At 72.0% G+C, this 22,467-nt stretch carries 13 protein-coding genes; 7 read left to right on the forward strand and 6 right to left on the reverse strand.

Features of this window, described 5'->3' with window-relative positions; translation table 11 throughout:
- Positions 1 to 387 precede the first annotated feature (387 nt).
- Positions 388 to 936 carry a MarR family winged helix-turn-helix transcriptional regulator gene (locus ACIQI8_RS28265; RefSeq protein ID WP_402356063.1) on the reverse strand — a complete coding sequence of 183 codons (549 nt, stop codon included), beginning with the start codon at positions 934 to 936 and terminating at the stop codon, positions 388 to 390.
- A 127-nt stretch (positions 937 to 1,063) separates the two neighbouring features.
- Here ACIQI8_RS28265 and ACIQI8_RS28270 point away from each other — a divergent pair, with 127 nt between their 5' ends.
- Positions 1,064 to 2,353: an MFS transporter gene (locus ACIQI8_RS28270; protein ID WP_402356066.1), complete on the forward strand. Its 1,290-nt coding sequence runs from the start codon at positions 1,064 to 1,066 to the stop codon at positions 2,351 to 2,353.
- A 59-nt stretch (positions 2,354 to 2,412) separates the two neighbouring features.
- On the opposite strand, the gene ACIQI8_RS28275 is transcribed toward ACIQI8_RS28270, so the two are convergent.
- Positions 2,413 to 4,062 carry a SpoIIE family protein phosphatase gene (locus tag ACIQI8_RS28275; RefSeq protein WP_402356069.1) on the reverse strand — a complete coding sequence of 550 codons (1,650 nt, stop codon included), beginning with the start codon at positions 4,060 to 4,062 and terminating at the stop codon, positions 2,413 to 2,415.
- 214 nt (positions 4,063 to 4,276) lie between these two features.
- Positions 4,277 to 5,644: an NAD(P)/FAD-dependent oxidoreductase gene (locus ACIQI8_RS28280; protein WP_402357880.1), complete on the reverse strand. Its 1,368-nt coding sequence runs from the start codon at positions 5,642 to 5,644 to the stop codon at positions 4,277 to 4,279.
- Between the two features lie 374 nt (positions 5,645 to 6,018).
- Here ACIQI8_RS28280 and ACIQI8_RS28285 point away from each other — a divergent pair, with 374 nt between their 5' ends.
- Positions 6,019 to 6,783, forward strand: a complete 765-nt coding sequence (locus ACIQI8_RS28285) for a TetR/AcrR family transcriptional regulator (protein WP_402356072.1) — start codon at positions 6,019 to 6,021, stop codon at positions 6,781 to 6,783.
- 499 nt (positions 6,784 to 7,282) lie between these two features.
- Positions 7,283 to 9,235 (forward strand): sigma-70 family RNA polymerase sigma factor, encoded by a 1,953-nt coding sequence (locus ACIQI8_RS28290; protein WP_402356075.1) that lies wholly within the window; start codon positions 7,283 to 7,285, stop codon positions 9,233 to 9,235.
- A gap of 38 nt (positions 9,236 to 9,273) precedes the next feature.
- Here the strand turns inward: ACIQI8_RS28290 and ACIQI8_RS28295 are convergent, their stop codons facing one another.
- Positions 9,274 to 12,735 carry a BTAD domain-containing putative transcriptional regulator gene (locus ACIQI8_RS28295; RefSeq protein ID WP_402356078.1) on the reverse strand — a complete coding sequence of 1,154 codons (3,462 nt, stop codon included), beginning with the start codon at positions 12,733 to 12,735 and terminating at the stop codon, positions 9,274 to 9,276.
- Between the two features lie 514 nt (positions 12,736 to 13,249).
- Positions 13,250 to 15,349 (reverse strand): asparagine synthase-related protein, encoded by a 2,100-nt coding sequence (locus ACIQI8_RS28300; protein ID WP_402356081.1) that lies wholly within the window; start codon positions 15,347 to 15,349, stop codon positions 13,250 to 13,252.
- Positions 15,350 to 16,032: 683 nt separating this feature from the next.
- Here ACIQI8_RS28300 and ACIQI8_RS28305 point away from each other — a divergent pair.
- The 4 genes from ACIQI8_RS28305 (at position 16,033) to ACIQI8_RS28320 (ending at position 21,459) form a co-directional block, all read left to right on the forward strand.
- Positions 16,033 to 17,457: an MFS transporter gene (locus tag ACIQI8_RS28305; RefSeq protein ID WP_123999417.1), complete on the forward strand. Its 1,425-nt coding sequence runs from the start codon at positions 16,033 to 16,035 to the stop codon at positions 17,455 to 17,457.
- A 114-nt stretch (positions 17,458 to 17,571) separates the two neighbouring features.
- Positions 17,572 to 18,846, forward strand: coding sequence for an L-2-hydroxyglutarate oxidase (gene lhgO / locus ACIQI8_RS28310; protein WP_402356084.1), 1,275 nt, complete (start codon positions 17,572 to 17,574; stop codon positions 18,844 to 18,846).
- Positions 18,847 to 19,016: 170 nt separating this feature from the next.
- Entirely contained in the window at positions 19,017 to 20,078 is a 1,062-nt protein-coding gene (trmB, locus tag ACIQI8_RS28315; RefSeq protein WP_402356087.1) for a tRNA (guanosine(46)-N7)-methyltransferase TrmB, read from the forward strand.
- 43 nt (positions 20,079 to 20,121) lie between these two features.
- On the forward strand, positions 20,122 to 21,459 hold the full coding sequence (locus ACIQI8_RS28320) for a PrsW family intramembrane metalloprotease (protein WP_402356090.1): 1,338 nt from the start codon (positions 20,122 to 20,124) through the stop codon (positions 21,457 to 21,459).
- Between the two features lie 26 nt (positions 21,460 to 21,485).
- On the opposite strand, the gene ACIQI8_RS28325 is transcribed toward ACIQI8_RS28320, so the two are convergent.
- Positions 21,486 to 22,430, reverse strand: a complete 945-nt coding sequence (locus tag ACIQI8_RS28325; protein WP_402356093.1) for an aldo/keto reductase — start codon at positions 22,428 to 22,430, stop codon at positions 21,486 to 21,488.
- Positions 22,431 to 22,467 lie beyond the last annotated feature (37 nt).

Genomic DNA, 22,467 nt, shown 5'->3' on the forward strand with positions numbered 1-22,467 from the left:
GGAACGGCCGCTTCCTTTGTACTCACCCGCAGAACATTCTCTGGGGCTTTCCTCCGGGCGCTTCCCTTCGGTCTTGCGTTTCCGACTCTATCAGACCCTTTCGGTGTCCGATTCCCCGTCAGATGGGGTTGTCTTTCCGGCTGTTGGGCCGTTCCGACGTCTCAAACCTTAGCGGATCCTCTCGGCGATTCCCAATCGGGCCGCCGAGCCCCAAATCGAATTGAATTCGGGCACACCGAATTCGACCCGGCTGGGAGATCGTGCTGAAGGTTTGAGTTGCCGCTGACGCGGCGGAGGTGCTGCCGCAGAACCGTTACGGCCCCGTGGCAACCCGAAGAACTTTACGCACCTGGAGGGGGGCTGTCAACCCGCCCCTGTCAAGATCTTTTAGTCCAGGTCGCTGAGGCGTCCGCCGGCGTCCGGCTGGGCGTGCTCCACCCTACGCAGGAGGCGGGTGAGGACGTCGCCGAGGGCCGTGCGGTCCTCCGGGGAGAGGTCCTGGAGCAGGTCCTCCTCGAAGACCGTGGCCATGCGCATCGCCTCCAGCCACTTCTCGCGACCCTCGACCGTGAGCTCGACGATCACGCGGACGCGGTTGGACTCGTCGCGCTCCCGGGTGACCAGGCCCTCGCCGACCATGCGGTCGATGCGGTGAGTCATCGCGGCCGGCGTCAGGCCGAGGCGCTTGGCGAGGTCGCTGGGGCCCATCCGATAGGGATCGCCGGCGAGGACGAGGGCCTTGAGGACCTCCCAGTCGGAGCTGCTGATGCCGAGGGCGGCGGTCTGGCGGCCGTAGGCGACGTTCATGCGGCGGTTCAGCCGGGACAGGGCCGAGACGATCTGCTCGACCTGCGGGTCGAGGTCCCGGAACTCGCGCTGGTAGGCGGCGATCTGCTCGTCGAGCGTCGGCTCGTTGACGCCAGGGGTCTCGGCCATGGCCGCAGTATGGCACGCACCCTCTTTGCTTTGAAGTCCTTCTCTGTGTACTATTTAGCTTCTAACTTTAGCTTCGAAGTCTTCACTCCTAACTACTGGGAGTCTTCACTACTTGAGAGAGGTGAACGTGACCAGGGCGATGGGCGCAGCGATGCGCCGGATCCACGTGGGAAACGCACTCAGCGCGTTCGGGCTCGGCTTCACGGTCCCGTACCTGTACGTCTATGTGGCGCAGGTCAGGGGTCTGGGAGCTATGACGGCGGGGCTCGTCCTCGCCGTCTTCGCCGTGGCCGCGTTGGTCGTACTGCCGTTCGCAGGGCGAGCCATCGTCCGGCGCGGGCCCCTACCGGTTCTGATCGCCGCTCTGGTCACCGCCGCTCTGGGGGCGCTGAGCCTGGGGCTCGCGGGCAGTGCGACGGCCGTGCTGCTGTCGGCGGCGGCGCTCGGTGCCGGGCAGGCCGTGATGCAGCCGGCGCTGGCGACGATGATCGTGGACTGCTCGACGTCCGACACGCGCTCGCGTGCCTTCGCGATGCAGTTCTTCCTGCAGAACCTCGGGCTGGGCGTCGGCGGGCTCATCGGTGGTCATCTCGTCGACACCACGCGCGCTTCCTCCTTCACGCTGCTGTTCGCGATCGAGGCGGCGATGTTCCTGCTGCTGGCGGTCGTGATGGCGACTGTGCGGACACCGCACGCCCCGCACATCGGGGCCGCGCCCGCCGGGTCGTCGAAGGGCAGCTGGAAGCAGCTGCTCGGCAACCGGGCCATGGTGCAGCTGTCCGTGCTGGGCTTCGTGCTGTTCTTCGCCTGCTACGGGCAGTTCGAGTCGGGGCTCAGTGCCTACGGGGTCGAGGCCGCCGGGATCTCCACGTCCGCGCTGGGTTCGGCGCTGGCCGCCAACACGCTGATGATCGTCGTCGCGCAGTTCGCCGTGCTGAGGTTCGTCGAGCGGCGCCGGCGTTCGCGAGTCATCGCGGTCGTGGGGCTGATCTGGGCCGTGGCGTGGGTCGTGGCCGGGTACGCCGGGCTCGGGCACGGGAGCAAGGAGATGGCGACGGCGGCCTTCGTGTCGACGTACGCGCTGTTCGGGCTGGGTGAGGCGATGTTGTCGCCGACGGTGGCTCCGCTGGTGGCCGATCTGGCGCCGGAGGGGATGGCCGGGCAGTACAACTCCGCCTTCGCCCTGGTGAAGCAGCTCGCGCTGGCCGTCGGGCCCGCGGTGGGCGGGCCGATGGGGGCCTCGCTGCACGCGCCGTACATCGTGGCGTTCCTGCTGTTCTCGCTCGGGATCACGTTCCTCGCGCTGCGGCTGGGGCGGCAGCTGACCGCCGTACAGGATCGGCCTTGGGCGGTGGCGAGGAGTCGGGTGGTCGCTCGGGGTGGGGCGGCTGCGGAGCCTGTTGTCGCCGAGGCGTGAGATCGGGATGGGAGAGCGGCCGTCGCCCTTGGGGGTGGCGGCCGCTTCTGTGTGCGGGGCTAGGCCGGGCGTGGGAGTACGAACTCGCACCAGACCGCTTTGCCGCCGCCCGGGGTGCGGCGGGAGCCCCAGTTCGTGGCGATGGTGGCGACGATGGCGATGCCCCGGCCGGATTCGTCGCCCGGTTCGGCGCGGCGGCGGCGGGGGAGGTGGTCGTCGCCGTCGGTGACCTCGATGATCAGGCGGCGGTCGGTGCGGCGCAGGCGCAGGCGCATGGGTGGGATGCCGTGCTGGAGGGAGTTGGCGACCAGTTCGCTGGCGGCCAGGACGCCCAGGTCGTGCAGTTCGGTGGGGAAGCGCCAGCTGGTCAGGACGCCGGAGGCGAACGCACGCGCGCGCGGGGCCGCTTCGACGCCGCCGAGGAGCTCCAGGGCCGCGTTGCGGAACAGGTCGCTGTCGGGGCCGGTGCGGGCCGGGTGCTGGAGGACGAGGACGGCGACGTCGTCGTCGTGGTCCGCGGTGACACCGGCCGAGCGGACCAGGCGGTCGCAGACGACCTGCGGGGTGCCGGTGGCGCCGGCCAGGGCGCGCTGCAGGGCGGCGATGCCCTCGTCCAGGTCTTCGTTGCGGCGTTCGACCAGGCCGTCCGTGTAGAGGACGGCGGTGGAGCCGGGGCCGAGCGGGATCGAGCCGGAGGAGTGCATCCAGCCGCCAGTGCCGAGCGGTGGACCCGTCGGTTCGTCGGCGCGCAGGACGACCCCGCTCTCGTCGCGGACGAGGATCGGGAGGTGGCCCGCGGAGGCGTACACCAGGCGGCCCTCGTTCGGGTCGTGGATGGCGTACACGCAGGTCGCGATCTGGTTGGGGTCGATCTCGATGGCGAGGCCGTCCAGGAGCTGGAGGACCTCGTGCGGGGGGAGGTCGAGGCGGGCGTACGCGCGGACCGCCGTGCGGAGTTGGCCCATGACGGCCGCCGCTCTGACGCCTCTGCCCATGACGTCACCGATGACCAGGGCGGTGCGGCCGCCGCCCAGGGTGATGACGTCGTACCAGTCGCCGCCGACCGCGGCCTCCGTGCCGCCGGGCTGGTAGGTGGCGGCGATGCGCAGGTCGTCGGGTTCCTCGAGCTCCTGCGGGAGGAGGGAGCGCTGGAGGGTGACGGCCGTTTCGCGCTGGCTGCGTTCGCTCGCGCGCAGGCGCTCGGCGGCCTCGGCGTGGTCGGTGACGTCGGTGGCGAAGACGAGCACTCCGCCGTCGTCGCCCTGGGCGACCGGGGTGCAGGTGAAGGTGTAGGAGCGGCCGTCGGGGGCCTTGCGGGACTTGAGGGTGCGGGGCTTGCCGCTGCGCAGGACCTGGTCGAGGAGCGGGAGCAGGCCCAGTTCGTCGAGTTCCGGCAGCGCCTCGCGGGTCGGCTCGCCCAGGGGGCGTACACCGAAGGCCGTCACATAGGCGTCGTTGACGTACGCCAGGCGGTGGTCGGGGCCGTGGACGAGGGCGACGAGGGCCGGGACGCGGTCGAGGACCTCGCGGACGGGGAGGTCGTCGACGGCCGGTACGGGCGGGGGCTCGTCGGTGAGTTGTTCGGCGCGGGCGGCGGGGACCGAGCCCGCGCCCTCCGTCCGCCGGTCCGCGGTGACCGCGTGGTCGGTCCGCGCTGCGGCGCGGCGCTGCGTTCCGGGGAGCCGGGCGCTCCAGCGCGTGAAGTTCACGAATCCTTGCCTCGTGTCGTCGTCTTCGGCCGACTCCGGACCCGGCCGGGGGTCTGGGGGTTGGCGCCCCGGGGATGCAGCACTGTGGGGAGAGCCTCGCGGGTTCGAGGGGCGAGCTTCTGCTCGTCCGAGGGGTGGGACCAGTCTGGCAGTGTGGCCTACGAGGGCGACATCCGTCAGACGCCTGCGCGGTGTACGGAGTTCCTCACTCCGGTCAGGACGACCCCTTCGGGTCGGTAGGAGGCTTTCCACCGGCCGCGAGTTCGAACTCCGCTCGGGGATGTTCGAGCGAGCCGAGCGACACGATCTCCCGCTTGAAGAGTCCCGAGAGTGTCCATTCGGCCAGGACGCGGGCCTTCCGGTTGAAGGTGGGCACCCTGCTGAGGTGGTAGACGCGGTGCATGAACCAGGCAGGGTAGCCCTTCAGCCTGCGCCCGTAGACCTGCGCGACACCTTTGTGCAGACCGAGTGAGGCGACCGAGCCGACGTACTTGTGCGCGTACGTCTCCAGGTCCTCGCCGCGCAGGGAGTGCACGATGTTGTCGCCGAGGACCTTGGCCTGGCGGACGGCGTGCTGGGCGTTGGGCGCGGTCTCGGTGCCGGGTTTCTCGGCGGTGACGTCGGGGACGGCGGCGGCGTCTCCCGCGGCCCACGCGTGCGTGGTGCCCTCGATCGTCAACTGCGGGGTGCATTTCAGCCGACCGTGCTCGTTGCGCGGGAGGTCGGTCCCGTTGAGCAGCGGGTGGGGTTTCACGCCGGCCGTCCATACGACCGTCCGGGTCGGGAAGCGGGCTCCGTCGTCGAGGACGGCGACGCGGTCGACGCAGGACTCCAGGCGGGTGTGCAGGCGTACGTCGATGTTGCGGCGGCGCAGTTCGGTGACCGTGTAGCGGCCCATCTCCTCGCCGACCTCGGGCAGGATGCGGTCCGAGGCCTCGACGAGGATCCACTTCATGTCGTCGGGCTCGACGTTGTGGTAGTAGCGGGAGGCGTAGCGGGCCATGTCCTCCAACTCGCCGAGCGCCTCCACGCCCGCGTAGCCGCCGCCGACGAAGACGAAGGTCAGGGCCGCGTCGCGGAGGGCGGGGTCTCTGGTGGAGGAGGCGATGTCCATCTGCTCGATGACGTGGTTGCGCAGGCCGATCGCCTCCTCGACGGTCTTGAAGCCGATGCCGTGCTCGGCGAGGCCGGGGATGGGCAGGGTGCGCGAGATCGAGCCGGGCGCGAGGACGAGTTCGTCGTACTCCAGTCGCTCGGGGCCCGCGCCCTCCTCGTCGGTGGCGAGGGTCATGACCGCCGCGGTGCGCTTGGCGTGGTCGATCATCTCCGCCTCGCCGATGACCACATGGCAGCGGTCCAGGACGCGGCGCAGCGGGACGACGACATGGCGGGGGGAAATGGAACCGGCCGCCGCTTCGGGAAGGAACGGCTGATAGGTCATGTACGGGTCGGGGGTGACGACCGTGATCTCGACTTCGCCCCGCTTGAGTTCTTGTTTCAACTTCCGCTGCAGGCGCAGAGCCGTGTACATCCCGACGTAGCCGCCGCCGACAACGAGAATGCGCGCACGTTCCTTCACCATCCCATGACGCACCCAGCGCTTGAGTTTGTCCACAGCCTCGACAATTTGTGTGACCGCGGGTCGGGGACATCCGGACTTGGCCGAATTGCCGGAGTGCGCGGAAGGTTTGCAGGTCAGCGGGTGTGCGCCGGGTGACCTTGGGGGGTGTAATCGGGACGTATGCGGCCCGTACTCCGATCGGGGGGCGCTCCGTGCGGAACCTGCCCCTTCTGAATTGACCCCCGCTCAACTATGTTCGTGTGTCGACGGGGTGTAGGGGGATGCGCTCATCGAGTCCGCGACGGGCGGGCCCGTGGTCGCGCTTGTTCCCACGCCCCAGCTGCCGATGGCGGGGAGAGTCTCCGGGGGGAGACGTCATTACCGGGGGAACATTCATGCATATTCAGGACACTCATTGGTCGTCCGCGTCCACGCTCGCACCGGCAGGTGTGGTGAGCGCGGCGACGACAAACGGACGCGGGGACGGTGCGCGCACGGCGCCCCTTCGCGTGGACGCACAGCGCAACCTGGAACACGTACTGCGCGCGGCGCGCGAGGTCTTCGGCGAGCTCGGATACGGCGCGCCGATGGAGGACGTGGCGCGGCGGGCGCGGGTGGGTGTGGGGACCGTCTACCGGCGGTTCCCGAGCAAGGACGTCCTGGTGCGGCGGATAGCCGAGGAGGAGACCTCGCGGCTGACCGAGCAGGCCCGGACGGCGCTCGGCCAGGAGGACGAGCCGTGGTCGGCGCTCTCGCGCTTCCTGCGTACGTCGGTGGCCTCGGGTGCCGGGCGGTTGCTGCCGCCGCAGGTGCTCAGGGTCGGCGTCGCGGACGAGCAGGCCGACGGCGTGCTCGACGAGGCGCGCGTACCGCAGCAGCGGTCCCAGCCGGGTGCCGGGGAGTTGCGACTGGTGCCCGAGGGGGTGCCGGCGGTCTCGGCGGACGACGACACGGGCGCGGCAGCGCTGCTGGAGGTCGTGGGCCAGCTCGTGGACCGGGCGCGTGCGGCGGGTGAACTGCGGCCCGACGTCTCGGTGTCGGACGTCCTGCTGGTGATCGCGACGGCCGCGCCCTCGCTGCCGGACGCGGCTCAACAGGCCGCCGCGTCGGCGCGGTTGCTGGACATCCTGCTGGAGGGGCTGCGGTCCCGACCGCTGTGACGGATCGCGATCGCGGCCCTGCGTGACTGGCCGCGGTCGTGGTCTCGACCTGCGACTGCGGGCGTGGTCTCGACGGGCGTGGCGGTGGCCTCCGGTACGGCGGCCGTGGCCTCTCCCGGCATGGTCGCGGCCGCGCGCAAGACCCTGCGGCTTCGGCTATGGGCATGACGGTTGGGCTTCGGCCGCAGGCATGACGTTGGGCTTCGGCCGCTGTCATGGCCGGAGTTACTCGAAAAGGTGACGGAGGAGCGTGGGCTGTGCGCGGCCCGCGCCCCCCGGGCGAGCCCGCAACACGCTCGACATTCCGGACAGATGACGCAACTCCCGCCCGATGAGGGCCATTTGAGCCTTCCCCGGACGGGTGACGGCTAGCACTGCGGCGCGACAAGTCCCCACGGACGAGTGGAAGGTCCCCTCCAAGGGGGTCCTGAACAAAAGCCAATATGGCACTCTGACCCGGTGTTCGCGACTGTAGGTCAGGCGGCGGGGGCTTTCCGCGATGAGCGTTGACGGGCGGGACGAGTCACTGGGTGACGGTGACCCGGAGGCCGGCGGTTCCCCGCAGGTACCGAGTCAGGGTGGCCGGGCCGCCGGGGCGGGGCGCGGCGGCGAGCCCGTCGAGGCCGCCATCCCCGCACAGGGTGGTGAGCCCGTCGAGGGCAGCGTGCCCATGCAGCGCGACCGGCGCGAGGACGGCAGCGTGCTGCCGCCGCCGAGGGATCTGCCGCCTGCCGACGCCGACCTGATCGAGCGCATGCGCGCGGGCGACGACACGGCCTACGAGGAGCTGTACCGGCGCCACGCGGACGCCGTGCGCCGCTACGCCCGTACCTGCTGCCGTGACGCCCACACCGCGGACGACCTCACCGCCGAGGTCTTCGCCCGCATGCTGCAGGCGGTGCGCGGCGGTTCGGGACCCGAGCACGCCGTACGCGCCTATCTGCTCACCACCGTCCGGCGGGTGGCCGCGAACTGGACCAAGTCGGCCCGGCGCGAGCAACTGGTCGACGACTTCGCGGTGTTCGCCGCGCAGGCCGCCCGCGGCTCGGAGGTGTCGGACGACGACACTCTGGACCTGGGCGCCGATGTGCGGGCGATGCACGAGGCCGAGCAGTCCATGGCCATGCAGGCCTTCCGGTCGCTGCCCGAGCGCTGGCAGGCCGTGCTGTGGCACACCGAGGTCGAGGACGAGTCGCCGAGCGAGGTCGCCACGCTCTTCGGTCTGGACGCCAACGGCACGCGCGTGCTGGCCAGTCGCGCCCGCGAGGGCCTCAAGCAGGCCTACCTCCAGGCCCACGTCAGCGCCGCGCTCGTCGGCGACGAGGAGTGCGCCCGCTACGCCGACCGGCTCGGCGCCTACGCCCGCGGCGGACTGCGCACCCGTGCCGAACGGGGCCTGCGCAAGCACCTGGAGGAGTGCGCCAAGTGCCGGCTTGCCGCGGGCCAGATCAAGGAAGTCGCCAGCGGTATCCCGGGTGTTGTGCCGGTCGCGGTCATCGGCTGGTTCGGTGCCGCCGGGTACGCCAAGGTCGTCGCGCTCATCGCCGGTGGCGCGGGAGCCGGCGCGGCGGGGGCCACGGGTGCGGCCGTGGCGGCGGGCGGCAGCTCGTCGGGCGGGGCGGGCGCCGGTGGCGCGGCGGCCTCCGAGGGACTCGGCGCGCCCGTGAAGGCCGGCATCGCGGCCGGTGTCGTCGCGGTGGCGGCCGCGGCGGTGGCGCTCGCGCTGGTCAACAACGAGGTCCCGCCCAAGAAGCCCGACGCCAAGCCGCCCGCGTCCGCGCCGGTGGTCAAGCCCGAGGTGCCGACGCCCGCGCCCTCGAAGAAGGAACCCGAGCCGCAGCCCCCGGTGTTCGCGGCGGCACCCGCCCCCAGGCCGACCCCGACGCCAACGCCGAAACCCCGGCCGAAGGCCAGCCCGACGCCGACCCCGAAGCCCACGCCAACGCCGAAACCGACTCCGAGGCCCACGCCCACCCCCACACCCACCCCGACGCCGCCCCCGCCTCCGCCGCCCGCTCCGACCGTCTACCAGTGGAGCGAGCTGTCCTACAACGTCACCGGCGACGGCACCGGGCCCGAGATGCGACTCGGCGAGAGCAGTTGGGTGTGGCAGCGGTACGGGGTGACGATCGCCGACACGAAGTACGCGCACGGCGTGACCGTGCACGGCCGGTCCTCCGTCTCCATCGACCTCAACCGCAGCTGCAACTCCTACGACGCACTCGTCGGCGTCGACGACATGACCCTCGGAATCGGCCGGGTGCACTTCTCGGTCTACGCCGACGGCGTCCGGCTGTGGCGCTCCGGGACGGTCCGGGGCGGGGACCGGGCGGTGCCCGTCCATGTCAACATCGCCGGGCGCAAGACCGTACGGCTCGTCGTCGAACCGCTCAGCGACTTCGACTCCTTGGCGCTCGCGGACTGGGCCGAGTCGAAGTTCACCTGCGGCTAGGGGCAACCTGGGGCCCCGCTAGAGGTACGGCCGGCTTCCTAGTGCCCCAACAGCCGCCGGCCGGGCTCCGGATGGGGATCCGCGGCGGGAGGGGCGGGCGGGGTGGACGGGCCGGGTTCGCCGAGTTCGGCCAGCTCGCCCAGGACCTCTTTCTGAGTGAGGGTCGCTCCGCGGGCGCGTTCCGTCGCGTACCGCGCCGGGCCCAGTCCCACGCGGGCGGCCTCCTCGGCCCACTCGGCGCGCTCGCCCTCCGGACGGGAGCGGGGGACGCCCCTGCGCCAGCCCTCGGCTGCGGCGAGGAGCCGGGCCGCGCGCGGAAGGTCGTCGAGCTCGGCCAGCAGAGCGGCCGTCATGTCCACGAGGGTCGCCACGACCGCGTCGGCACACCCCTTCTCGACCGCCTGCCGGACGGTGTCCACGAACCGGGGCAGCCCCTGCTCGGGGCCGGACTCGGCGACCGTCACCATCGCCTCGATCGACAGCACCATCACCATGAACTGGGGCGGCGCCACGTCCTGCCCCACCTCCGCCCGGACCGCCTCCACCAGTTCACGGGCGCGGGCGATGTCCTCGTCGTCCAGCGCGATGCGGGCCTCCATCAGCCGGACGAACGCCCGGGCCTCCGCGACGCCGTAGCGGTCGGCGGCGGCGGTCGCCTCGTCCAGGGCCGTCAGCGCGCCCGAGCGGTCGCCCGTGCGGTAGGCGACCTCGGCGAGCCGGGCGAGGAGGAACGGCGTCTCGGCGTACGCCTCCACCTCGTAGGCCAGCCGCAATGCCTCCGTGTACTCCGCCCTGGCCTCGTCCGGCCGGCTGCGGACCATCGCCGTCTCACCGGCCGCGCTGCACACCTGGGCGCGCATCCAGCGGTCGCCGACCCGACGGCTGAGCGTCCGCAGTTCCGCCAGGTCGTCGTCGACCTCCTCCAGGCCGCCCGTCGAGTCGACGAGCATGTGGGTACGGAACATCAGGCTGACGCCGATCGACCAGTCGTCGCCGTGGGCACGGCAGTTGGCGACCGCACTGGCCAGGGCGGCCCGTACGTCCAGTGAGCCGTCCCTGACGAAGGTGGTCAGCGGCCACACGAGCCCCGGCACCCGGGCCGCGTCCGGGCCGCCTACCGCGAAGTGGTCCCGCACCCGGTCGACGTACTCCCGCATGCGGTCGTCGAGGAGACCGTCCAGCGGCTCGTTGTCGACCCTGAGGAAGAGGTTCAGCATCCGGAGGTTCATCCGCAGGGCGTGCAGCGGGTGGTGCGTCTCCCCGTCCGGGGCGGCGAGGAAGGCGCCGACGGGATCTACGGGATCGGCGGGGCCCACGGGGACGGGATCGGCGGGACCTACGGGGACGGGGTCGACGGGATCGCCTTCGTGGCGGCGGGCGCTTCGCTCGGCGGCGTCCAGTGCCATGCCCAGGCGCAGGATCCGGTCGGTCCAGGCCATGGCCTCCGTGCGGTAGTTGCGCAGCCACCAGAACCAGCCCGTGGCCAGGGCGAGGGCGCCCGCCTCGGCCTCGTCTCCCGCGGCCAGGGCCCCGTGCAAGGCCGCGCGGATGTTGTCCAACTCCGTCTCCAGGCGGGCGATCCACGGGAGTTGGGCGGCGGAGCGCAGTTGGGGTTCGGCCTCCTCCACGAGGGCGAGCACCCACGCGCGGTGCCGGCGCTCGGCCGCGGCGCGCAGTTCGGGGACCTCGGCGGCGCGCTCGACGGCGTACTCGTGGATGGTCTCCAGCATGCGGTACCGCATGCCGTCGCCGCCGTCCCGCTCGTACGGGGACGCCACGATCAAGGACTTGTCGACCAGCGAGCCGATCAGGTCGGCGGCGGGGCCCGTGCACACGGCCTCGGCCGCCGCGAGGTCCCAGCCGCCGGCGAAGACGGACACCTCGCGCAGTACCGTCCGCTCCCGCTCGTCGAGCAGGTCCCAGGACCAGTCGACCACCGCGCGCAGGGTCTGCTGGCGGGGCAGGACCGTGCGGCTCCCGGAGGTGAGGAGGCGGAAGCGGTCGTCCAGGCGGTCGGCGATCTGGCGCGGAGTGAGCAGGCGCAGCCGGGCGGCGGCCAGTTCGATGGCGAGCGGCAGTCCGTCGAGCCGGCGGCAGATCTCGTCCACCGCCGCGCTGTCGACCTCGTCGCGGAGCAGGTCGGCCGCGTCGGGGCGGACGGCGGTGGCGCGCTCCGTGAAGAGGCGGTGCGCCTGGTCTGGGACGAGGGGTTCGACCGGGCGCACGGACTCGCCGGGGACGCCCAGGGGTTCACGGCTGGTGGCGAGGACCGTGAGGCCCGGGCAGTGGGTGAGGAGGGTCTCGGCGAGGGTGGCTGCCGCCTCGATGACATGTTCGCAGTTGTCAAGGATCAGGAGCTGGCTGCGGTGGGCGCAGTGCTCTATCAGCAGGGCGATCGGGTCGTCCTGCGGGGCCGTCAGCTCGGTGGTCTTCAGTACGGTCTCGCGCAGACCGAGGGCGTTGACCACCGCGCCGGGCACCGCCTCGGGGTGGTCGAGGGGTGCCAGTTCGACCAGCCAGGCCTGGGGGGTGCCTGCGGCGGCTTCCTCGGCCAAGCGGGTCTTTCCTGAGCCGCCCGGTCCGGTGAGCGTGACCAGTCGGGCCCTGTGCAATTCGGAACGGATGGCATCGAGCTCAGGTTCCCGGCCCACGAAAGAGGTAAGTCGGGGACGGAGGTTGCCGGTTCGGGTGGGGGCTTCGGGGTGGGCTGAGTCGGTGGGCTGGGCAGGGTCCGCGGGGTGAGTGGGGTGACTGGTGTGAGTGGGGCTGGCTAGGTGGGTGGGTGGTGTGGTCAGCAACTCTGCGTGGAGGGCGCGGAGTTGGGGGCCCGGGTCCGCGCCCAGGCCTTCCGCGAGGGTGTGGCGGGCCGTCTCGTAGGCGGCCAGGGCGTCTGCCGTGCGGCCCGTGTGGCGCAGGGCGCGGATGAGCAACGCGTGCAGAGGTTCGTCGTACGGGTGGGTCGTGGTCAGTTCTCTGAGGCGGGGTACGACCTCCTGGGCTCGGCCCAGGCGCAGTGCCGCCTCGGTGCGGGCTCGGGTCGCCTCCAGGTGCAGGGCGTTCGCGCGGGTCGCGGCCGTGCGGTCGGGGAGGTCGGCGAGGGCGGGGCCGCGCCATAGCGCCAGGGCCTCGTCGAGGGTGTGGGCGGCGGTGTGCGCGTCGTCGGTCGACAGGGCGGTGGTGCCCTCGTGGACGAGGCGTTCGAAGACGAACAGGTCTACGTCGTCCGGGGTGGCCGTGAGGCGGTAGCCGCCGGGGGCGGAGGTGATGGCGTCCTTGCCGAGGGTGCGGCGCAGGCGGGCGATCAGGGCCTGGAGGGCGGCGGGGGCGTCGTGGGGTGGGGTGTCCGACCAGATCTCTTCGATCAGGGTGTCGGGGGTGGTGAGGCGGCCGGGGTGGAGGGCGAGGGCGGTGAGGAGGGTGCGGAGGCGGGGGCCGGGGATGGGTAGGGGGGTGCCCTGGGTGTCCTCGGCCTGGGTTATGCCCAGGATTCTGTACCGCACCGGGTCATTGTCGCTGGGGGTGGGGGGTGGGGCACGGTGTTTGTTGGCGGTGGCGTGGTGGGGGGTGGTTGTTTTCGCCCCCGCCGCCCCTACCCGTCCCATCCTCCAGGGGCTCTGCCCCTTCGACCCCACTGGGGGCTGCGCCCCCAGACCCCCGCTTCGGCCTGAACGGCCTCGTCCTCAAACGCCGGACGGGCTGAAAGATGCGGACCGGCGTCGAGGAGGCGCAGGCCCGTTGGGTGGGTGGGGGCATGGGGTGGGTGGGGGCATGGGGTGGGTGGGGATTGGGGTGGGCGGGGGATTGGGGTGGCAGAGCTTTGGCCTCACACGCCGGACGAGCTGAAAGATGCGGACCGGCGTCCAGAGGCGGAGGCCCGTGCAGTGGGGTGGGACATGGGGGTGGGTGGGGGATCGGGATGCCAGAGCCTCGGCCTCGTACGCCGAACCGGCGCTTCCCACCACCGCAGGCACGCACGCGTGCGTGATCGTGGCCTCACGCCGGTATCCGGGACCCTCACGCCACCCCCGCCCCACCCCCCGAAGCCAACGCACCCCGCCTCGGCGTGATGCCCGCCGGGACCGCCCTCTGTCGGGCCGGTGTTCCCGTCCAGCAGGTGCCTCGGCGGGAGAGGAGGCGGCGGAGCCAGAGTTCCAGGGAGACCAGGTCGGCGAGGCCGTCCAAGGGGAGGGGTTCGCCTTCGGCGGCTGCCCGGAGGGCCTTGCGGACCACCCGCGCTTCCACCAGGCCCGCCTCCGCCAGGAGGGGCGTGCCGAAGAGGGACATCAAGGAGTCCGCCGCTACGCGGAGGCCCTTGCGGGACGCGGCTGCCGCGGGGGCGTGGGTAGGGGCGCCCCAACCCGGGGGCAGGTCCGTTACGCCCGCGCCCTCCAGGACCGTACGGAGGATGGCCGCTCGGGCGCCTGGCTGGACGCGCAGGGCCTCGGGGAGGGCGCGGCAGGCGCGGACCACCTGGTTGTCGAGGAAGGGGGCATGAAGGCGTTGGGAGCGGATCTCCGCCGCCTGTTCGAGGACTCGTAGGTCCGCCGCGTGGCGGAACAGCGCCGCACGCGCGCGATGGTCGCCGGGGCGTTGGCCGGGGCCGATGCCCGAGCGGTTCGTGGAGGTCTGGAGGCGAACCGATACTTCAGCGAGCGCCTCGCCGGTCAGCCAGCGTGCCGCGGGGCCCGGTCTGGCCCAGGTGAGGGCGGACAGGGACGCGCCGACGGCACCGCCCGGCTCCTCGAAGCGGCGCTGCATCAGGCGTTCGCCGAGCAGTTCCAGGCCTTCGAGGTAGGGGGTGCGGGCCAGCCGGCGGGCGGCGCCGTACACGCGCGCGGGGACCATCACCGAACCGTCGGCCTTGGCGAGCGCGGCCACGGGACGTACCAGGTGACGGCGTTTGCGGTCCATCAGGAGGTCGGCCAGGCGGGCCGGGTGCGCGTCCAGGACCTGGCGGGCGCCGTAGCCCGTGAAGTGGTCGGCGCTGCCGGCGGCGAGGCGGGCGCGGTGGCGGGCGGCGGAGATGAGGGAGGGGCCCGGCTCGTCCGTGAGGGGGCCGTCGAGGTCCGCGTAGGGGAGGGTCTCCTCGCCGCCTGTGACCACTACGTGGTGCAGGCGCGGGTTGGCCGCCAGGTTGCCCGCCCGTTCCAGTTCGGACTCGCGGCCGCCCACCGCCAGGTCGTTGAAGGTGACCGCGAGGAGCCGCTCCCCCGCGCCCGTGCCGTGGCCCAGGACCGTGCCCGGCATGCCCGGCAGGCCGGCGGCGAGCAGCGCCAGGGTGCCCGAGGCGGGGCCGCCGGAGAGGTCGGCGCCGATGCCCGCGACCGGCATCCCGCGCGCGGCACGCCGTTCGGCGGGACCCATGCCGGGGACCGGTCCTGGGTCTATGTCGGCTCCGGGTACGTGCCGAGGCGCCGACAGTCGCGCGCGTACCGCCTCGACCAGCGCGTCGCGCACCGCGTCGACCGCGCTGTCCGGGTCGGCCGAGGGCGCCGCGACGGCGAGGGAGGCGACCTGCTCGTAGCCGGCGATCTCGCGTGCGCCGGCGCGCAGGATCAGGGTGTGCCCCGGTGGAATGCGCCGCACGCCGTCGTACGGCGTGGAGTCGTGCACGGCCGCCGGGACGTCGGGGGCCGCCAACAGGGCTGCCAGATGGCCGAAGTCGAGGTTCGCCTCGATGAGGTCGGCGAGCGGCAGCGCGGCCGTCGCGTACGCCGTGCCGCCCGCCCAGGGGGTGTAGAACACCGGCCGCATGCCCGCCAGATCGCCGCACACGGTGACCCGGCGGCCCACCTGGACGATGGCCGTGTAGCTGCCCGGCCAGGCCGTCAGATGGCGAAGTGCGCCCCCGCGCGCGGCGAACAGCCCGACCCGCAGCTCCTCGTCGGTGGCCCCGCAGGTGCCGAGGACCGCGATCCGGTTCTGGGCGTCGGCGCGCACGACCCGCACCTCGTCGGGGCGCCAGTCACCGACCGCCCACAGCGGATCGGGGTCTCCCCACAGGAGTTGGGAGCCCACCGGGTGGACGGTCTCGCCGTCGGGCCCCGTAGCCCCCGCGGAACCGATCGTGGCGGTCCCAGCGGCGGTACTGCTCCATCCCACCAACCACCGCATCGACGCCTCCACAGCCTGTGGACAACCAGTGCACCGTACGAACTGGTTCCCCATGCTGCCATGAAGGACGCACCTCGGAGGGGTGGTGGCGCCGCTTGCGCTCCCTGGAACGCGCCCTCGCGCCCACCCTCGGGGGTAGGTCAACTCCCCTGTTGGGCACGGTGTCTACGACTCGAATGCGCCCCCGGAGCGCGCCCCGAAAACACCCTTCGCGCCCTCAACTGCCATGGTAGGAGCGCTGATTAGCCCGGGATGACGGGGTCGGTTTTCAGCCAAATCGGCGATACGGAGACACGCGTGCACACGCTCCGTACATGCCCTGCGCACCGCTTCACAGGCGCGCAGCCCGGGAGGCGGAGATCGCCTCCCGGACTTCTCCGCCGCCCGCGGGGATGGAGGCGGCGGTGTCCCCCAGCCCACTGGATCCAGTACAGCGGGCCGACCCACGCACGGTCCATGGAACCGCTCCCCCGATGGCCGGAGAAGAGCGCACGGACGGGCGCACGGCCACACAATGGGAGCACGGCACAACAGCCCGTATCGGACCCGCACTTCAGTACGGACCACAATCCCGCCATCCGGAACAATGCCCCTTAACGCTTGGGATGCGGCGAACTACGCTGGGTTTACGAATGCCGCGTGGTTATGCCAGCGCGGCAGCCGTCTGTGTCGAGGGGTGGCGCATGTCCAGGGAGCAACGCGGGCCGAACGAAAAACTCGGCGCCGTTCTCGCCCTCGCGGGAATCAGCAACGCAGGACTCGCGCGTCGCGTCAACGATCTTGGCGCTCAACGCGGGTTGACTCTTCGCTACGACAAGACGTCGGTCGCGCGCTGGGTGTCGAAGGGGATGGTGCCGCAGGGTGCCGCGCCGCACCTCATCGCTGCCGCGATCGGCCAGAAGCTCGGCCGCCCGGTGCCGCTCCACGAGATCGGCCTGGCGGACGCGGATCCCGCACCGGAGGTGGGCCTCGCCTTCCCCCGGGACGTCGGACAGGCGGTGCGGTCGGCGACGGAGCTCTACCGTCTCGACCTCGCGGGCCGGCGCGCAGGCACCGGTGGCATCTGGCAGTCTCTCGCGGGATCGTTCGCAGTCAGCGCATACGCAACGCCCGCCTCACGGTGGCTGATAACCCCGGCCGACAGTTCGGTCGCCCGAGAGGTGAACCCCGGCGAGGGCTCCGGCGCACCGCTCAAAGTCGGCCACAGCGACGTGCTGAAACTGCGGGAGGCGGCCGAGGACGCCAGGCGCTGGGACTCCAAGTACGGGGGCGGCGACTGGCGTTCGTCGATGGTGCCCGAATGCTTACGGGTGGAGGCGGCACCGCTGCTGCTCGGCTCGTACTCCGACGAGGTCGGCAGGGCACTGTTCGGCGCCTCCGCCGAACTGACCCGGCTCGCGGGCTGGATGGCCTTCGACACGGGTCAGCAGGAGGCCGCGCAGCGGTACTACATCCAGGCGTTGCGGCTCGCCCGCGCGGCGGCGGACGTGCCGCTCGGCGGGTATGTGCTGGCCTCGATGTCGTTGCAGGCGACCTATCGGGGCTTCGGCGACGAGGGCGTCGACCTCGCGCAGGCCGCGCTGGAACGCAATCGGGGGCTGGCGACCGCCCGCACCATGAGCTTCTTCCGGCTCGTCGAGGCGCGGGCACACGCGCGTGCGGGTGACGCGGTCGCGGCCGGGGCGGCGCTCAAGGCGGCGGAGGGGTGGCTGGAGCGGTCCCGTGAGGGCGACAACGATCCGTCCTGGCTGGGGTTCTACTCCTACGACCGGTTCGCTGCGGACGCGGCGGAGTGCTATCGCGATCTGAAGGCGCCTCGGCAGGTGCGGCGGTTCACCGAGCAGGCCTTGTCGAAGCCGACGGAGGAGTTCGTGCGGTCGCACGGGCTGCGGTTGGTCGTCTCGGCGGTGGCGGAGCTCGAGTCGGGGAACCTTGACGCCGCGTGTGAGCAGGGGGTGCGTGCGGTGGAGGTTGCCGGGCGGATCTCTTCGGCTCGGACGACGGAGTACGTGAAGGATCTTCTGCACCGGCTGGAGCCGTATGGGGATGAGCCGCGGGTCGTGGAGCTGCGGGAGAGGGCTCGGCCGTTGCTGATGGCTCCGGCGTAAGGGTTTTTACGCGTCTGCCGGGTGCCTGCGATCTTCTGACCGCAGGTCGTGGTGGGTTGCTCGCGCCCACGCGGCGGAGCCGCACATCGCAACAGTCCCGCGCCCCTTACCGGCATGCACATCCCCGTGTTTGAAGTGACTGTCAGTGGCGCAGTGCACTATCGAATCGTGGAGGTGGTGCCGGTGGGGTCCAGGGGCGGTTACGACTGTGATGTGCTCGTGGTCGGTGGGGGCATCGTCGGGCTGTCCGCGGCGTATGCGATCACGCGGGCGGCGCCCGGTACGCGGGTGACCGTGCTGGAGAAGGAGCCCGGGCCGGCCCGGCATCAGACCGGGCGGAACAGCGGGGTGATCCACAGCGGGATCTACTACCGGCCGGGTTCGCTGAAGGCGCGGTACGCGGTGCGCGGCGCCACCGAGATGGTGAAGTTCTGCGCCGAGTACGGGATCGCGCACGCGGTCACCGGGAAGCTGATCGTCGCGACCCGGCGGGACGAGCTGCCCCGCCTGCACGCGCTCGTGCAGCGCGGTCGGGAGAACGGGATTCCGGTACAGGAGCTGGGCGCCGCCCAGATCGCGGAGTACGAGCCCGAGGTCCGCGGCCTGGCCGCCATACACGTCGGGACGACCGGGGTGTGCGACTTCGTCGGCGTCGCCAAGCAGCTGGCGCACGCGTCCGGTGCGGAGATCCGGTACGGCTCGCGGGTCGTCCAGGTGGACCGGCGCCCGGAGCGGGGGGTCGCCGTCCGCACCGCCCGCGGGGACGTCATCCGCGCCCGCGTGCTGGTGAACTGCGCCGGGCTGCACTGCGACCAGGTCGCCCGGCTGACCGGCGATGACCCGGAGATGCGGATCGTGCCGTTCCGCGGCGAGTACTACGCGCTGGCGCGGCCCGAGCTGGTGCGCGGACTGGTGTATCCCGTACCGGATCCGGCGTTCCCGTTCCTCGGGGTACATCTCACCCGGGGGATCGACGGGGGCGTGCACGTCGGGCCCAACGCGGTGCCGGCGCTGGCCCGCGAGGGGTACGGCTGGGGGGTCGTACGACCCCGGGAGACGGCGGGCACGCTGGCCTGGCCGGGGGCGTGGCGGATGGCCCGGCAGCACTGGCGGTACGGCGCGGGCGAGCTGCACAGGTCGGTGTCGAAGGGGGCGTTCACGACGGAGGTGCGCAGGCTGCTGCCGGCGGTGACACGGGACGACCTGGTGCCGTCGACGGCCGGGGTGCGCGCGCAGGCGGTCCTCCGGGACGGCACGCTGGTCGACGACTTCCTGATCAAGGAGGGCCCACGAACGGTCCACGTACTGAACGCCCCCTCCCCGGCAGCCACGGCATCCCTGCCGATCGGCCGCGAGGTGGCCCGCCGGGCACTGGCGGTACTGGACTGAGCCGGCCCTGGGAGGGCGAGGGCAGCCAAGGCCGCGCCCGCACCAGCCCCCGCCTGGCGCACGTCTCCTCCTGGGCCGATGCCCGGCCCGTCGGCCCAAACGCCCGCTCCCCGCTCAACGCCCGCTTCCCCTCACAACTCCCTCCCCCACGCACGTAAAATCGACCCACTGTGTCTGAGTCCCCCAACATCCCCGAAACGCCCCGCCCCGCCGCGCCCGCCCCCGACGAGCGCCCCGAGACCGCGGAGCAGGTCGCGCACGCCGATACGGACGGCGCCCACACCCCCACCGAATCCCACACCCGCACCCCGGACGATTCCCACCTCCACACTCCCGGCGATTCCCACCTCCACACTCCCGGCGAATCCCCCCTCCACACCCCCGGCGAATCCCTCCCCCACACTCCCGGCGAATCCCTCCGCCACACCCGGGCCAAGGGGGAACCCCGGTTCCCCGACGGGCCCATGCCCGATCCCGCCGGGTCTCACTTCGAGCGGCGGATCCGTAGTTTTCAGCCGCGGCGGAGTCGGGTGACCGCCGGGCAGGCGGACGCGTTGCAGCGGTTGTGGCCCAAGTGGGGGCTGGATATCGACGGGCAGCGGGTGCTGGATCTCGGCGAGTTGTTCGGGAACGCCAACCGGGTCGTGCTGGAGATCGGCTTCGGCATGGGTGAGGCCACCGCGCGGATGGCCGCCGCAGACCCGGGCACCAACATCCTCGCCGTGGACGTGCACACCCCCGGCCAGGGCAATCTGCTGAACCTCGCCGATCAGAGCGGTCTGCCCAACGTCCGGGTCGGCAACGGCGACGCCATCATCCTGCTGCGCGAGATGATCGCCCCGGACGCGCTCGACGGGCTGCGCGTCTACTTCCCGGACCCGTGGCCCAAGAAGCGGCACCACAAACGGCGGCTGATCCAGCCGGAGTTCCTCGATCTCGCCGCGAGCCGCATCAGACCCGGCGGCATCGTGCACTGCGCGACCGACTGGGAGCCGTACGCCGAACAGATGCTCGACGTACTGAGTGCGCACCCGGAGTTCGAGAACACCGCGCCCGACGGCGGTTTCGCGCCGCGTCCGGAGTTCCGGCCGCTGACCCGTTTCGAGGGCCAGGGGCTGGAGAAGGGACATGTCGTGAACGACCTGCTCTTCCGTCGCGTACAGCATCGCGAAGAGCCCAGTGACCAGGACCGCGAAGAGCGACACAACTACCCACCCCCCACCGGCGCCTGAAGCCTCCGCGCAGGCAGCGCCCTCCCTCGTTAGGGTCAATGCCGTGGCCACGTGTCCCCCGTACCCGACGAATCCGCCGTACGCCGGTGGTCCCGCCGGTGCTGCGCTCGGGCACGCCCACTGGTGGCAGCGCAAGTGGGTGCGGTACGGCGCGCTCAGCACCCTGCTCGCGCTCTCCGGGCTCGTCATCCTCGCCCTGGTGCGTCAACAGACCGGCACCGAGGGGTTTCTGGTCGGACTCGGCCTCGCCGTGCTGCCCGTACCGCTCCTCATAGCCGCCTTCCGCTGGCTCGACCGGGTCGAACCGGGCCCGTGGCGCAATCTGCTCTTCGCCTTCGCCTGGGGCGCCTGCGCGGCGGCGCTGATAGCGATCGTCGCCAACAGCTTCGCGACCAGATGGATCGCCACGGCGACCGCGGACCCCTCCAGCGCGGACACCCTCGGCGCGACGGTGATAGCGCCGATCGTCGAGGAGTCGGCCAAGGCCGCGGCCGTCCTGCTCCTCTTCCTGTTCCGGCGCCGGGACTTCACGGGGATCGTCGACGGGGTGGTGATAGCCGGCGTCACCGCCACCGGCTTCGCGTTCACCGAGAACATCCTCTACCTCGGCACCGCCTTCGGCACCGACCAGCTGACCGGCGACCGCGGCATCGCCTCCGTCACCGCGGCGACCTTCTTCGTCCGCATCATCATGTCGCCGTTCGCGCACCCCCTCTTCACCGTCTGCACCGGCATCGGCTTCGGCATCGCCGCGCTCTCGGGGGACCGCCAGCACCTGCGCCGCGTCCTCGCCCCGCTGTCGGGACTGCTGCTCGCGATGGGCATGCACGCGATCTGGAACAGCTCGTCGACGTTCGGCGAGTACGGGTTCTTCGGGGTCTACGCCGCGTTCATGGTGCCCTCGTTCGGGCTGCTGACCTGGCTGGTCATCTGGACCAGGCAGCGCGAGCTGCGGACCGTGCGCGAGGAGCTGCCCGCCTACACGATGGCCGGCTGGCTCACCCCCGCCGAGCCGTTCGCCCTCGGCTCGATGCGCGCCCGCCGCCTCGCCCGCGACTACGCCACCCGCCACTACGGCAAGCCCGCGGCGAGGGCGGTCGCCCAGTACGAGGCGTACGCGACCTCCCTGGCCTTCCTGCGGCACCGGGGGCGCCGCGGCCGGGCCGGTGCCGACTTCGTCGTACGGGAGAGGGAACTGCTCGCCGAGTTGTGGCGCCGCAAGGACGTGGCCCGTCCGGCGCTGGACTACGCGGCCAGGGCGACGGCCCCGCCGGTCGCGGTGACCGCCCCGCCCTGGCCGGTGCACGGGGTGTACGGGTATCCGGCGCAGCCCGCCTATCCGGCGTCGCCGTATCCCGCGTACAACCCGTATCAGCCGTAAATCAATCGCGTAGAGCCACGGATCGGTCAGGCCGACGCCTGCGTCAGGCGGCTGATCTCCGTCTCCGTCAGGGTCAGGTCCGCCACCGCCAGCAGCGCCGGCAGCTGGTCCAGCGTGCGCGCGGACGCGATCGGCGCGGCCACCGTCGGCTGGGCGGCGAGCCAGGCCAGGGCCACGGTCGCGACCTGCGCGTCATGGGCGGCGGCGATCTCGTCGAGGGCGGTCAGGACGCGCAGGCCCCGCTCCGACTCCGCGTAGGCGCCGGCGCGGCCCGCCCGCGCGCTCTCGACCGTCGTACCGGGCCGGTACTTGCCGGTGAGGAAGCCGGCGGCCAGGGCGAAGTAGGGGACGGCGGCGAGGCCCGCGGTGGCGGCGATGTCCCGCAGCTCGCCCTCGTAGGTGTCGCGGGAGACGAGGTTGTAGTGGGGCTGGATGGCCACGTACCGGGCCAGGTTCTCGCGGTCGGAGAACTCCAGGGACTCCCGCAGCCGCTCCGGCGTGATGTTGGAGACGGCGATGTTGCGCACCTTGCCCGCCCGCACCAGCTCGTCGAGCGCGCCGATGATCTCCTCGACCGGCACCTCGGGCTGGTCGAAGTGGGTGTAGTAGAGGTCGATGTAGTCGGTGTCCAGGCGGCGCAGCGAGGCGTCGGCGGCGGCCTTGATGTTCGCGCCGGACAGGCCCTTGTACTCGGGGTGCTGGCTGACCTTGGTGGCGATGACGACATCGGAGCGGTTGCCGCGGGCCTTGACCCACTTGCCGATGATCGTCTCGGACTCGCCGCCCGAGTTGCCCTCGATCCAGGACGAGTAGGAGTCGGCGGTGTCGACGAAGTTGCCGCCTGCCGCCGTGTAGGCGTCCAGGACGGCGAAGGAGGTCGCCTCGTCCGCCGTCCAGCCGAAGACGTTGCCGCCGAGGGAGAGGGGGAAGACCTCCAGGTCGGAGGAGCCGAGCTTGCGCAGTGAAGTCATGCTTCACATCAACGCCCACCCTGGAGGCCGGTCTTCC

It is taken from the genome of Streptomyces sp. NPDC092369, from assembly GCF_044755245.1.
GTDB lineage: Bacteria > Actinomycetota > Actinomycetes > Streptomycetales > Streptomycetaceae > Streptomyces.

Bases quoted from the DNA above. Each gene is read 5' to 3' on its own strand.
- ACIQI8_RS28265 (WP_402356063.1), bottom strand. From the start codon at position 936: ATGGCCGAGACCCCTGGCGTCAACGAGCCGACGCTCGACGAGCAGATC.
- ACIQI8_RS28280 (WP_402357880.1), bottom strand. From the start codon at position 5,644: ATGGTGAAGGAACGTGCGCGCATTCTCGTTGTCGGCGGCGGCTACGTC.
- ACIQI8_RS28285 (WP_402356072.1), top strand. From the start codon at position 6,019: ATGCATATTCAGGACACTCATTGGTCGTCCGCGTCCACGCTCGCACCG.
- ACIQI8_RS28290 (WP_402356075.1), top strand. From the start codon at position 7,283: ATGAGCGTTGACGGGCGGGACGAGTCACTGGGTGACGGTGACCCGGAG.
- ACIQI8_RS28300 (WP_402356081.1), bottom strand. From the start codon at position 15,349: ATGCGGTGGTTGGTGGGATGGAGCAGTACCGCCGCTGGGACCGCCACG.
- ACIQI8_RS28305 (WP_123999417.1), top strand. From the start codon at position 16,033: ATGTCCAGGGAGCAACGCGGGCCGAACGAAAAACTCGGCGCCGTTCTC.
- lhgO (WP_402356084.1), top strand. From the start codon at position 17,572: ATGCACATCCCCGTGTTTGAAGTGACTGTCAGTGGCGCAGTGCACTAT.
- ACIQI8_RS28325 (WP_402356093.1), bottom strand. From the start codon at position 22,430: ATGACTTCACTGCGCAAGCTCGGCTCCTCCGACCTGGAGGTCTTCCCC.